Raw genomic sequence first — 13,149 nt, 5'->3', positions numbered from 1 at the left:
TAAAGAGGGACTGTCAATTTGACAGTCCCTTCATTTTATTGCGCCATATGTTTGTCCAAGCTGTTCATAGTTTTCAGAAGTAGAGGTAACTAATATTTTCGTTCCAACTGGAACAAAGTCATATAACGATTCAATTGCTTCATTTTGCAGGCGAATGCATCCTTGAGATACGTATTTACCAATAGAGGAAGGATCGTTAGTCCCATGAAGCCCATATATTCTCCCATCCGTATCTTCGGCATCAAATCCAATCCACCTCGTACCCAATGGATTGTTTGCATCTCCACCCTCTATATTCTTTTTCCGGTAATAGGGATCCTTCGCCTTCACCGTTATCGTAAAGATTCCCTCAGGCGTTAAATCTTCTGTCTTTCCTGTCGCCGCAGTAATCACTGTTTGAACTCTATTGTCATTAATAAAGACTACTTCATTTAGCTTTTTATTCACGATAATGAATGGATCTCCAGGCAGTGGATTAGGTCCCAATGGCCAAATTGGAGAGAATATAAACGCAATCAGTAGCGAGGACATGATTTTTAGCAAAGAATCACCTCTTTTTTCCGTTAGTTTGCACCGGATTCAGTGAAATGATTCTCCTTTCTTCCCCGCTTTAACTCCTTTGCAGAGCTTTTAATCCATAAATACTCTTCCATTTCCCTTACAAATTGAAAAAGAGCCGCACGCGCTTCAAATTCTTCTCTCGTTTTTGGCAGCTCCATGCTTTTAAAGGAAGATTTCATTTCGTATAACTTTTCCAAAAAGCGGTTTGCTGTATTTCCCGGATGGATATTTGCAGCTAACTCTTCCATAAAATCAGCCACCATTTCCCCTTGTTCAATTGTATAGGAAATCGAAATGACAATAGGGAGAACTCTTTCAATGATTTCAAATTGCTTTTCCCGCATTTTAAAATAGTGATAATATACATTTTCATTACGAAGCAGGCGATTTTCCACATCTCTATAGGCGAGGACTTGTGCTTCTTCAATTAACTGGGCTGTTTCGGTTATCTCCAGCCCATCCCAATTACTTTCATTTGTTCGTAAATAAATAACAATTTCATCAAATATCCTTTTAAAATTTTCTTCAATCTGGATTTGATATTCCAGCAGTTTTTGATCAAGACTTGGCATATAAAGATTCGCCAGAAGAGCAACACCAATCCCAATCGTTATAATCCCTAATTCATTCATTAGAATATCAAAAGTGACTTCTCCAGCCGAATAAATATGCAGAATGATCACACTGCTCGTCACGATGCCATCACTAATTTTAAGCATAACGGCCGTCGGGATGAAAAATAGTAATAAAAAGCCGATGATAATCGGATGATAAGCCATCCCTTCGAAAAAAACAATAGAAAATAACATCGCTAACAAACAGGCGCTGAAACGGTTCCAAGAAGTCTTAAACGATTTCTTTTTCGTTACCTGGATACATAGAATGGTTAATATTCCCGCCGAAACAAAATTATCGAACCCCAAAATCTGAGCAAGAATGATCGCTGCGGATGTGCCAATGGCTGTTTTTATTGTTCGATAGCCTATTTTAAACTTCATATAAAAAACTCCTACAATTACTTTTTTAACTTCATAACAAATTATGTCCAAAAAAAGAGAAGATGATCATTAAGACCATCTTCATCCATTTTATTATACAATTCAAAGCATTTTTTGCAAGAAGTCTTTTGCACGATCAGAGGTTGGATTGGAAAAGAATTCACTAGGCGGTGCATCTTCTACGAGTACACCACCATCTAAAAATAGGACACGATCTGCTACTTCTCTAGCAAATCCCATTTCGTGGGTAACAATGGCCATCGTCATTCCTGTATGTGCCAGTGATTTCATTACATCTAACACCTCTTTAACCATTTCTGGGTCAAGTGCTGATGTCGGTTCATCAAAAAGCATGACCTCAGGCTGCATCGCTAATGCACGGGCAATCGCAACCCTTTGTTTTTGCCCTCCTGATAATCGGCCAGGATATTCATTTGCTTTCGAAGATAGTCCAACTTTTGCTAATAGCCCAAGACCAATTTTCTCAGCTTCCTGCTTGGACTGCCCCTTCACTTTCATAGGTGCATAGGTTAAATTCTCAAGGACTGACTTATGCGGGAATAAATGAAAATGCTGAAAAACCATTCCTACATTTTGACGGACCTTCATGATATTTGTTTTTTTGTCTGTAATATCTTGCTCACCGATAAAGATACGCCCGTTTGTAGGCTTTTCTAAAAGGTTAATACAACGGAGGAAGGTTGACTTTCCTGAACCTGATGGACCGATAATTGCCACAACTTCGCCTTCCTTTATCGTTGTGGTAATCCCTTTAAGCACTTCAAGCTTTCCAAACTGTTTATGCAGATTTTCAATTTTAATCACCGCGTCTCATCCTCCTTTCAACAACTTTTCCAAGAATGGTTAATGTAATGACCATTAAGTAATAGATAAGACCTGCTAATAATAATGGTTCAAAGAAACGAAACTTGTCCGCTCCTACTTGGTAAGCTCTGCGCATGATATCCATTACCCCAATGGTGGTAACGATGGCCGACTCCTTAGTCAGAGTAATAAATTCATTCATTAATGCTGGTAAAATATTTTTCAAAGCCTGTGGAAGAATGATGTTGAGCATCATCTTTCGGTAAGGAACACCTAGTGCCATTGCTGCTTCACTTTGTCCTTTATCAACTGCAAGAATACCCGCACGAATAATTTCAGAAATATAAGCAGCAGAATTCAAACCAAAGGCGAGTACAGCAGCCACATATGGTTCAATTTGATAGCCAAATATTTGCGGTGAACCAAAATAAATAATCATTAGCTGCAATACTAAAGGTGTGCCTCGAAAGATCGATGTATACGCATCTGCTAACCATCCAAGCACTTTAATGGAGCTTATTTTAAATAATGATAGAATAATTCCAAGTAAAAATCCTAATAGTCCTGCTAAAGCGACAATTTGCAATGTCACGCCAATCCCTCTTAATATATAAGGGAGGGAAGGCAGAATGGATGTAAAATCTAGGTTCATGTATAACAATCCTCTCAATTAAGAAATGCGGATGCGACTTGATCAGGGACGACAAGCATAAGACGAGCCAGCGGGAAGGTTGTTCTTTAACCTTCTTGCTGGATTGGCTTATGACCTCGAGCCCCTAGTCGCAGAAGCTAGACAACCAGAAATGCGGATGCTGGTGTGAGGGCAAAAACGTTCAGAAGTTGAGTATCCTTCTGAACGTTTTTAATAGATTAGAAGCCTAGCTTATAATCATTCACCTTCAAACCACTTTTTCAAAATCTTATCTAATTCCCCGTTATCAATCATTTCTTTTAATGCTTTGTTGAATTCCTCAGTCAATTCACTGTCCTTTGGCAGAGCAATTGCATAGCCGCCATCCGCATCTTCAACTGTGAAGCCTTCAATATCATCATTATTTTCTAAATAGCCCTGCGCAACTGTATCCTCAATAATTGCTGCATCAAAACGTCCTGCCTTTATTTCTTGAATTAATTCTGGAATACGATTGCGGTTTTCAACAGTCATATCCACTTCTTCAGCTAATTCCTTCGCCTTTTCCTCTTGAATAGAGCCTAGCTGTGCACCAACCTTTTTGCCTTTAAGATCTTCTACCTTCGTAATTCCGCTGTCCTTTTTAGAAACAATCATATGTTTAGATGTATAATAGATTTCACTAAAATCTACACTCTCTTTTCTTTCATCTGTTGCAGACATTGCAGATAGAACAAAATCCGCTTGACCAGATTGAAGTGCCTGAATTAATCCGCCGAAATCCATATCGCGGACTTCAAACTCATAGCCAAGCTTTTCAGTTACTGCTTTTGCAATATCAATATCAATCCCGATAATTTCATCACCTTTAGCTGTATCGATATATTCAAATGGCGCATAATCTGCAGATGTTGCCATCGTTAGAACCTTTTTATCAGAATCCTTATCTTTAGAGCCGTTAGATGCATTTTCTTCGCTTTTACCACAAGCAGCAAGTAATCCAATTAATAGAATACTAATAAAAAAGATAGAAACTATTTTTTTCATTATTATTTTCCCCCTATAACTTTTCTGAAAATTATTATAATTAACTATTATCTATTATTAGCGATAAATTATTAATTTTCAAGTATCAATCGTATATTAATAATTATTCACTTGAATGTATTTTAACACATTTTTATATTTATGCAATACTATTTTTATATATTATTATTTTGAAAATAAATATTTAGACCTATTTTTTCTAAGGATATTATGTAACAGAAATAAAAAAAGCCTCATACGAGGCTTCTTTCTACATTATAGATCTTCGCAATGCTGCTCAAATGCATTTTGCAGCTTTTGTATAACTGCCATTGGTTCATGTCCTTCAATATCATGACGCTCAATCATTGCACATAGCTTTCCATCTTTTAATAATGCAAAGGAAGGAGAGGAAGGCGGGAATCCAGTAAAATAGCTGCGTGCAGTTTCAGTTGCTTCTTTATCCTGACCTGCAAATACTGTCACTAAATGATCTGGACGTTTATCATAATGCAGCGCATGAGCAGCTGCTGGACGAGCAATCCCACCCGCACATCCACAAACAGAGTTAACCATTACAAGAGTTGTTCCTTTTTCTGCAATTGCTTTTTCAACCTCTTCAGGTGTTTTTAATTCTGTATAGCCAGCATCAACAATTTCTCTGCGTGCATTTGCTACAACATCATTCATAAAAAAATTAAAATCCATATTCATCTGTATGTTCGCTCCTTTTTGGATATAAAACTTCCATACCTACATCATACCAATAGATGAACATTCTTTTCAACGTAGAGGGCTTTAAGGTACGCGTTAATCTATTTAGGTGATTTGCATTAATAATTAGGGAGGTGCAATTATTTTTGGCCTTTTGCAATAATAGGTGGATTGTCAAAATTACATTTGACCTTTTTAAACAAAAGTTTACCTAGCCCATTAAGTTAAAAAGCTGCCAAAGGCAGCTTCTTACAATTTTTTATTAATCGAATAGGCTTGGAATAATTCCTCTACTGCAGATGTCACTGTTCGGGCTCCTGCAATTACTTCATTTTCCATTTGAGGCAGCAGCGGTTTCACCTCTTGATGGTTGAAAAAACTAAATTGGAGCTGGTCAATGATCATTGCGTAGATCCATTCCTTCGTTTGCGCTCTTCTCCTATTTTCAAATACGCCAGATTTCTTTGTTGTCTTTTCGAATGATTGAATAGTATCCCAAATATCTTTCATTCCTTCTTGATAGATCGCAGAGCATGTGGCTGCTTTTGTTTGCCATCCTTTTGTTGCTGGCTGGAGAAAATGAAGGATCCGATTGTATTCAGCTTTCGTTTTTAATGCCAATCGTTTGTTCTCTCCATCCGCTTTGTTAACAAGTACAGCATCTGCCAGCTCCATGATCCCTTTCTTCATCCCTTGCAGTTCATCTCCTGCACCAGTCAAAACTAGTAGCATGAAAAAATCGACCATGTCCCTAACAAGTACTTCACTTTGCCCCACGCCAACTGTTTCTACAAGAATGACATTGAAGCCAGCTGCTTCGCACAAAGTAATTGTTTCGCGCGTCTTCCTGTGAACCCCTCCGAGTTTACCAGCAGAAGGAGAGGGACGAATAAATGCTCTTGGGTTTCGCGAAAGCTGTTCCATTCTCGTTTTGTCCCCAAGAATACTTCCTCCGCTTATACTTGAACTTGGATCAACTGCGAGCACAGCCACCTTCAATCCTAGATCACATAGGAACGTGCCAAAAGCTTCAATAAATGTACTTTTCCCAGCACCTGGTACACCTGTAATTCCAATGCGGATCGCATTACCTGAATGCGGAAGAAGCTCTTGCAGAAGTTTTTGGGCTGTTCGAAAATGATGCTCTGCATTGCTTTCAATTAATGTGATCGCTTGAGCTAGCATTCCACGGTTTCCTGTTAAAACGCCTTCAGTCCATTCAGCAATATTCACTTCTGGCCGATTCTTCTGTTGAAAGCGGCCTTTTTTAATAAAGGAAGATTCAGGCTGACCTGTTTGAACACCTTTTCTAACAACGCTAGTAAAATTATCAGGAATTTTCCCATCAAACCATTCTGGTCTTTTATCCATTTTACTGTGACACTTCCTCATATCCAAGACGGTTATAGATGGCACGAATTACTTTTTGAGCAGCGACTGGGATAATAGTTCCAGGTCCAAAAATTGCAGCAGCTCCATTTTCAAGAAGAAATTGATAATCCTGTGCAGGAATCACTCCGCCAATCACAACTAGGATGTCCTCTCTTTCAAGCTTCGCAAGCTCTTCAATTAACTGAGGAAGAAGAGTTTTATGACCTGCAGCAAGTGAACTCATACCGATCACATGGACGTCGTTTTCTACTGCTTGTCTTGCCGTTTCTTCCGGTGTTTGGAATAATGGGCCGATATCGACGTCAAAGCCTAAATCCGCGAATGCCGTGGCAATGACTTTAGCTCCTCGGTCATGACCATCCTGCCCCATTTTTGCTACGAGAATCCTTGGTCTTCTTCCTTCATTTTCAAGAAATTCATCAGTCATAAGCTTCACTTCTGTAATCTCTTCTTCATTTGAGAATGCTGAGCTATACACGCCGCTTATGGAGCGAATAATTGCCTTATGGCGATTAGCTACCTTTTCAATGGCATATGAAATTTCTCCAAGTGTTGCACGCACTCTTGCTGCCTGTACAGAAAGATCAAGTAGATTGCCTTCTCTTGTTTCTACAGCTTTCGTTATTGCTTCAAGTGCTTCTATAACTTTCTCCTCATCACGTGCTGCTTTTAAATTCTCCAGCTTTTCAATTTGTTTTAAGCGAACAGCCGTGTTATCAATATCAAGGATTTCAATTGGTTCTTCTTGATCAAGGCGATATTTATTCACACCGATAATCGTCTCTTTTCCAGAATCAATTTGTGCTTGTCTGCGGGCAGCTGCCTCTTCAATTTTCATCTTTGGCAAGCCAGTTTCAATCGCTTTTGCCATCCCGCCAAGGTTTTCAATCTCTTCAATATGCTCCCAAGCTCGCTTTATTAATTGATCTGTTAATGCTTCTACATAATATGAGCCCGCCCATGGATCAATCACATTCGTAATTCCCGTTTCTTCCTGCAGAAATAGCTGTGTATTTCGGGCAATACGTGCCGAAAAATCTGTCGGCAAAGCAATTGCTTCATCAAGTGCATTCGTATGGAGGGACTGTGTATGTCCCATCGCAGCTGCATGGGCTTCAATCAGCGTCCTAGTAACATTGTTAAATGGATCCTGCTCTGTTAAACTCCAGCCTGATGTTTGGGAATGAGTTCTTAATGCCATGGACTTAGGATTTTTCGGTTCAAATGTTTTCATCATTTTTGCCCAGATAAAGCGGGCAGCACGCATTTTTGCCACTTCCATAAAGTAGTTCATCCCGATCGCCCAGAAGAAAGAGAGCCTCGGCGCAAATGAATCAATATCAATCCCTGCCGAGAGTCCAGTTCTTACGTACTCTAGACCGTCAGCAAGTGTATAGGCTAATTCAATGTCAGCTGGTGCTCCTGCTTCTTGCATATGATAGCCAGAAATACTGATGCTATTAAATTTAGGCATATATTTGGATGTGTATTCAAATATATCTGCAATAATTTTCATTGATATTTCCGGAGGATAAATGTACGTATTACGCACCATGTACTCTTTCAAAATATCATTTTGGATCGTGCCTGAAAGTTTTTCCTGACTCACACCTTGTTCCTCTGCTGTAACAATAAAGAAGGCCATGACGGGTAGTACGGCTCCATTCATTGTCATTGAGACAGACATTTGATCCAAAGGAATCCCGTCAAAAAGTGTTTTCATATCAAGAACAGAGTCGATTGCTACACCAGCTTTTCCAACATCCCCTACTACTCTTGGATGGTCAGAATCATAGCCTCTGTGTGTTGCAAGGTCAAAGGCCACTGAAAGGCCCTTCTGACCCATTGCTAAATTGCGGCGATAAAAAGCATTGCTTTCTTCAGCGGTTGAGAACCCAGCATACTGACGGACCGTCCACGGTCTATTCACATACATAGTCGGGTAAGGCCCGCGAGTATAAGGAGGAAGACCTGGTTTTCCGTCAAGATGTTCGAGAGTATTAACATCTTCTTCTGTATAAAGAGGCTTTACATGAATTTGTTCGTACGTTTCAAATAGAAGATTATCTATTGATTCATGTAACTCTTCCTGTACTATTTTTTTCCATTCTTCTTTTGAAGCTTGCTTATGGTCAAAAAGCGAAATTTTATTAAAATCAGGTTTTTTACTCATTGACTTCCGCCTCCATTTCACTAAGCAAGGAAGTTAATATTTCATAACAATTGCTTTTCGCATAAATAAATTGCTCGATTCCCGCCTGCTGGAATGCTGCTTGTTTGCTTTCCTCAGGAAGTCCCGCTAAGTATAGCCGTACATCCGGATAATTTTCCTTTATTGAGTGGACAAGCTCCAGCGCTAACTCATCATATTGCTTGTCCGTTCCACACAAGACATAATGGTGCAAATTGGATTCCTGAATGAATTGTAAAGCGGATTTCGGATGATCAATATTTGTGCTAGCATCCGTTTTAATCCCGCCAGGTGCCAGAAAGCCTGTCATGAAATCTGCTCGAGCTTTATGCTCCTTTAACTCACCGATACAAATAAGTCCAGCCTTTGGTTCGCTGCCTGATTGCACTAGCCTTTGAGCTGCCCTGCGTAATTTTTCAAATGGTTCTGATAAACGATTATGTGGCAATGCATGATTGGCTTCTAAGCTTTCCATTACATTCTGCAATGGGTGATCGTTAAGATTAGCATAAATATTCGTTCCGATCATACTTTGTTTACGCTTGAAGAGATCTTCGTTTCTCTTCTTCATTACCTCGGCAATTTGTTCTTGAATCCATCCTGTTTTCAATACTGAAGCCATTCCGTCCTTCTCTTCAATCTTCAGAAATAATGCCCAAGCCTTTTCAGCAAGTTCATTTGTCAGATTCTCCACATACCATGAACCGCCTGCTGGATCGACAATATTCTTTAAATGGGCTTCTTCTTTTAAAATAAGCTGAGTATTTCGTGCAATTCGATCAGAAAAGGGGGTTGTTTTTCCTTCTGGCTCATTAAATGGGCTTACATGTAGAAATTGAACTCCGCCTAGTACACCTGCAAAAGCTTCATTTCCGGCCCTCAACAAATTTACATATGGGTCATAAGCTGTTTTTGTAAAAGGGGACGTTTCAGCTGAAATCACCATCTTTTGTTCTTCCGCGTTTGCTCCGTATGCTTCTGCTATCTTGCTCCATAGAACTCTTGCTGCACGAAGCTTTGCCACCTCCATAAAGAAGTTTGTGCCAATGGAAAATTTAAAAACCATTTTTGATAAAATTTTCTCTATGGGCATCCCTCTTTCAAGAAGCTCCTGAATATGTTGAACTCCAGTAGAAAGAGCGGCAGCTAACTCCTGAATAGCATTTGCACCTGCTTTATGATATACACTAGTATCCACTAGGATTGTACGCAAATTGGGCATTCTCTTATCGAATGACTGGATCATTTCGGACCATTTATCATATTCCTGTTTGAGCCCATCATTAGATGCTATTTGTAAGAGATCCCTGCCAATATAGCCTGAAACTTTGTCACAATCAGCTAAATCAGATAATTTTTCTAAAACATCTGCTTGATCCTTGCCTGCTTCGATACTAAAGGCGAATGTTGCATAGATGCCATCTATAATCTTCACAAAATCCTTTACAATGTCCTCGTCTAACTGAAAGGAAATAGCCGTTTGCCCTCTTTCAAAAGACGCATGCAGTTTTTTTCGTAATTCTTCTCCATTCTCGGCATCAATCCTTTGCGCCACCTTCCAAGGACTGGTTAGATAGCCTGCAGGATCTGCCCCTCTTCTAAAATCAGTTTGTCCTGGAAACTGCCCAGTACTGTTTAATTTCAAATCCTCTTTTGAATAAAGCGGTTTCAAAAGAATGTTTTCATATGTATTTTTGGATAAGGAAGCAATGGATTTACCCTTTAATGATTCTTCTGATTTTTTCTCCCAATTCTCCAGTGTATACGTTTCAAAAGTTTCATTAATCATCTTATTTAATGTCATCTAGACTGCCCGAAAATAGACAGCTTTCCCCCCTTACCTGCAATTCGGATTCTCCAGCAAAATTAAATTAAAATTCAAAATTGTCATTACGTTATTATTTTAATATACATACGAAAAACAAGCAATTCATGATTAGGCATCAAGTTTCCTGATTCCTTTAGAATTTATTCCTCTGCGCTGCAGCGATTCTGTTTATATACTGTTTTGTGCCCATCTAAATGTAGTCCATTCTTTTAAAAACTAACTTACTGTCCGAACTAAATAGGTGAAACCATCATTTTCTTATTAGAGTAAAGATAGCTCTTCCGCTATTAACCCTTTGGGGCTATAAGTTATTTCAAAATAAAAAAGACCCGCTACAATAATTGCAGCGAATCTTTTTCATAATATTAATAAACAGATGTATTTTCTTTAGAAGTGTTTTCAAGGATTTCTTTCACACGTTTTAAGAAGTTACCGCATACAAGTCCATCTAAAACGCGGTGGTCAAGTGACATACATAGGTTCACCATGTCGCGAACAGCGATCATTCCGTTATCCATAACAACTGCGCGTTTTACGATTGATTCAACTTGTAAAATTGCAGCTTGTGGATGGTTGATGATACCGTTTGATTGGATAGAACCGAATGAACCAGTGTTATTTACTGTGAACGTACCACCAGACATATCTGCTCCAGATAATTTACCTGAACGTACTTTACCAGCAAGCTCACCGATTTCACGAGCAATGCCTTTGATTGTTTTTTCATCAGCATTTTTGATTACTGGAACGTATAATGCATCTTCAGTAGCAACTGCGATTGATAGGTTGATATCCTTCTTTTGAACAATTTTGTCGCCAGCCCACATAGAGTTGATCATAGGGAACTCTTTAAGCGCTTGAGCAACTGCTTTTACGAAGAAAGCAAATGGTGTAAGGTTGAAGCCTTCCTTCTTCTTGAAGTCAGCTTTTAATGAGTTACGGAAACTCATTAGATTTGTCACATCCACTTCAATCATTGTCCATGCATGTGGAGCTTCGTGCTTGCTCTTAAGCATGTTTGCTGCGATTGCTTTACGAACGCCAGATACTGGAATTTCAATATCACCAGGTACAACTGGTACATTTGTAGCCGCTGCTGCTTTAGGTGCCGCAGCTTGTGGAGCTGGAGCTGCTGCAGCTGCTGGTGCAGTTTCTTGAACAGGTGCAACTGGTGCAGCGCCTGCTTTAGGAATATTGCCAGACTCGATTAATGCATTTAAGTCTTTACGAGTAATACGGCCGCCAGCACCAGTGCCAGTTACTTGGCTTAAGTCAATTCCGTGCTCTTGAGAAAGCTTAAGAACTGCTGGTGAATAACGTGCGCCGCCATTGTCAGTTTTTGCAACTGGAGCTGCTGCTGCTGGAGCAGGAGTGCTAGCAGCAGGTGTTGCAGGAGCCTCAGCCGCTAGTGCTGCTGGAGCTTCAGGAGCTGCTGAACCGCCGCCTTCTGTTTCGATAGTAAGGATTACTGCACCAACTTCATACGTTTCTCCTTCTTGAGCAATCAATTCTTTAATAACACCATCAAAAGAAGATGGAACTTCAGAATTTACTTTGTCTGTTGTTACTTCTGCAAGTGGATCATATTTACTTACTTTATCACCAACAGAAACTAACCATTGATTGATTGTACCTTCTGTTACACTTTCCCCAAGCTGGGGCATTTTAATTTGTTCGATAGCCAATGGAATTGACCTCCTTCAAGCATTTTTATTTCTAGTTGCCATTTATCTAAGATCTGTTTTAAATTTCTAGCAAAAGTCAAACAACAGTTGTTCATGAACTAAAGTCCTGTACAACCGCCTAAGCTTTTCTTTTGTCCAGCTGCGGCTCCTAGCCCCGACGTACAGGACGTACTAGTGTCGACAATGCGACAGGACGTCGCGTTTTTGTCGACCTCGAGGTCATAAGCCATTCAGCCGATGGGAAGAAAATCACTTCCCAACAGCTGACTGACTTATGCTTGTCGGGGCTGTACAGTCGCCTTCGCTTTTAGTACTCAGCTAATTCTCGTGCTGCTTTTTCTACTTTATCTGGGTTAACCATAAAGAATTTCTCCATAGTAGGAGCGTATGGCATTGCAGGAACATCAGGTCCAGCAAGACGCATAATCGGTGCATCCAGATCAAATAGGCAGTTTTCAGCAATGATTGCTGCTACTTCACCCATGATGCTTCCTTCTTTTGTATCCTCAGTTAATAGTAATACTTTACCTGTTTTTGAAGCAGCTTCGATGATAGCTTCTTTATCAAGCGGGTAAACCGTTCTTAAATCAAGTACATGTACAGAAATACCATCTTTTGCTAACTTTTCAGCAGCTTGAAGTGCAAAATGTACACATAGACCGTAAGTGATGATTGTTAAGTCTTCACCTTCACGCTTCACATCAGCTTTACCAATTGGCAATACATAATCATCATCAGGAACTTCGCCTTTGATTAGACGGTATGCACGCTTGTGTTCGAAGAATAGAACGGGATCTTCGTCACGGATTGCCGCTTTAAGTAATCCTTTTACATCATATGGAGTAGAAGGCATAACAATTTTTAAACCAGGTTGGTTTGCAAAAACAGCCTCAACAGATTGAGAGTGATATAATGCACCGTGAACGCCGCCGCCATATGGTGCACGAATAACCATTGGACAAGTCCAATCATTATTTGAACGGTAACGTACTTTTGCTGCTTCAGAAATAATTTGGTTTACAGCAGGCATAATGAAATCAGCAAATTGCATTTCTGCGATTGGACGCATTCCGTACATTGCTGCTCCAACACCTACACCAGCAATTGCAGATTCTGCAAGTGGTGTATCAAGTACGCGGTCTTCACCAAATTTATCATATAAACCATTGGTAGCTTTAAAAACTCCACCCTTTAAGCCAACATCTTCACCTAAAACAAAAACCTTTGGATCTCTTTCCATTTCTTCGCGGATTGCCATTGTTACCGCGTCAATATATGAAATTACAGCCATGTTTGTT

General features: G+C 39.7%; 11 protein-coding genes. All 11 read right to left on the bottom strand.

The window, feature by feature from the left end; translation table 11 throughout:
- Nucleotides 1-30: 30 nt before the first annotated feature.
- The 11 genes from ASU02_RS16860 to ASU02_RS16810 all read right to left on the bottom strand — a co-directional run bounded on the left by ASU02_RS16860 (nt 31) and on the right by ASU02_RS16810 (nt 13,142).
- Entirely contained in the window at nt 31-531 is a 501-nt protein-coding gene (locus ASU02_RS16860) for a L,D-transpeptidase (protein ID WP_057765797.1), read from the bottom strand.
- Between the two features lie 32 nt (nt 532-563).
- Nucleotides 564-1,559: an aromatic acid exporter family protein gene (locus ASU02_RS16855; protein ID WP_057765722.1), complete on the bottom strand. Its 996-nt coding sequence runs from the start codon at nt 1,557-1,559 to the stop codon at nt 564-566.
- A gap of 102 nt (nt 1,560-1,661) precedes the next feature.
- Entirely contained in the window at nt 1,662-2,384 is a 723-nt protein-coding gene (locus ASU02_RS16850; RefSeq protein WP_057765719.1) for an amino acid ABC transporter ATP-binding protein, read from the bottom strand.
- Nucleotides 2,377-3,036 carry an amino acid ABC transporter permease gene (locus ASU02_RS16845; protein ID WP_057765717.1) on the bottom strand — a complete coding sequence of 220 codons (660 nt, stop codon included), beginning with the start codon at nt 3,034-3,036 and terminating at the stop codon, nt 2,377-2,379. The genes ASU02_RS16850 and ASU02_RS16845 overlap by 8 nt, the downstream gene beginning before the upstream one ends.
- 237 nt (nt 3,037-3,273) lie before the next feature.
- A complete protein-coding gene (locus ASU02_RS16840) occupies nt 3,274-4,062 on the bottom strand; it encodes a transporter substrate-binding domain-containing protein (RefSeq protein WP_057765715.1) in 789 nt (262 codons plus the stop codon).
- A 255-nt stretch (nt 4,063-4,317) separates the two neighbouring features.
- A complete protein-coding gene (locus tag ASU02_RS16835; RefSeq protein WP_057765713.1) occupies nt 4,318-4,755 on the bottom strand; it encodes a BrxA/BrxB family bacilliredoxin in 438 nt (145 codons plus the stop codon).
- 249 nt (nt 4,756-5,004) lie between these two features.
- A complete protein-coding gene (meaB, locus tag ASU02_RS16830; RefSeq protein ID WP_057765711.1) occupies nt 5,005-6,126 on the bottom strand; it encodes a methylmalonyl Co-A mutase-associated GTPase MeaB in 1,122 nt (373 codons plus the stop codon).
- A 1-nt stretch (nt 6,127) separates the two neighbouring features.
- Entirely contained in the window at nt 6,128-8,320 is a 2,193-nt protein-coding gene (scpA, locus tag ASU02_RS16825) for a methylmalonyl-CoA mutase (RefSeq protein ID WP_057765709.1), read from the bottom strand.
- Nucleotides 8,313-10,142 (bottom strand): methylmalonyl-CoA mutase subunit beta, encoded by a 1,830-nt coding sequence (locus tag ASU02_RS16820; RefSeq protein ID WP_057765707.1) that lies wholly within the window; start codon nt 10,140-10,142, stop codon nt 8,313-8,315. The genes scpA and ASU02_RS16820 overlap by 8 nt, the downstream gene beginning before the upstream one ends.
- Nucleotides 10,143-10,531: 389 nt before the next feature.
- On the bottom strand, nt 10,532-11,851 hold the full coding sequence (locus ASU02_RS16815) for a dihydrolipoamide acetyltransferase family protein (protein WP_057765705.1): 1,320 nt from the start codon (nt 11,849-11,851) through the stop codon (nt 10,532-10,534).
- A gap of 307 nt (nt 11,852-12,158) precedes the next feature.
- Entirely contained in the window at nt 12,159-13,142 is a 984-nt protein-coding gene (locus ASU02_RS16810; protein ID WP_057765702.1) for an alpha-ketoacid dehydrogenase subunit beta, read from the bottom strand.
- Nucleotides 13,143-13,149 lie beyond the last annotated feature (7 nt).

The sequence above is a fragment of the Cytobacillus praedii genome, assembly GCF_001439605.1.
GTDB classification, from domain to species: domain Bacteria; phylum Bacillota; class Bacilli; order Bacillales; family Cytobacillaceae; genus Cytobacillus; species Cytobacillus praedii.
The sequence above is the reverse complement of the archived record's forward strand: the minus strand, read 5'-3'. Positions and strand labels throughout refer to the sequence as shown.

What these genes read in the sequence shown, in the direction of transcription:
- ASU02_RS16860 (WP_057765797.1), bottom strand. Translation starts at nt 531, where the DNA reads ATGTCCTCGCTACTGATTGCGTTTATATTCTCTCCAATTTGGCCATTG.
- ASU02_RS16855 (WP_057765722.1), bottom strand. Translation starts at nt 1,559, where the DNA reads ATGAAGTTTAAAATAGGCTATCGAACAATAAAAACAGCCATTGGCACA.
- ASU02_RS16845 (WP_057765717.1), bottom strand. Translation starts at nt 3,036, where the DNA reads ATGAACCTAGATTTTACATCCATTCTGCCTTCCCTCCCTTATATATTA.
- ASU02_RS16840 (WP_057765715.1), bottom strand. Translation starts at nt 4,062, where the DNA reads ATGAAAAAAATAGTTTCTATCTTTTTTATTAGTATTCTATTAATTGGA.
- ASU02_RS16835 (WP_057765713.1), bottom strand. Translation starts at nt 4,755, where the DNA reads ATGAATATGGATTTTAATTTTTTTATGAATGATGTTGTAGCAAATGCA.
- meaB (WP_057765711.1), bottom strand. Translation starts at nt 6,126, where the DNA reads ATGGATAAAAGACCAGAATGGTTTGATGGGAAAATTCCTGATAATTTT.
- scpA (WP_057765709.1), bottom strand. Translation starts at nt 8,320, where the DNA reads ATGAGTAAAAAACCTGATTTTAATAAAATTTCGCTTTTTGACCATAAG.
- ASU02_RS16820 (WP_057765707.1), bottom strand. Translation starts at nt 10,142, where the DNA reads ATGACATTAAATAAGATGATTAATGAAACTTTTGAAACGTATACACTG.
- ASU02_RS16810 (WP_057765702.1), bottom strand. Translation starts at nt 13,142, where the DNA reads ATGGCTGTAATTTCATATATTGACGCGGTAACAATGGCAATCCGCGAA.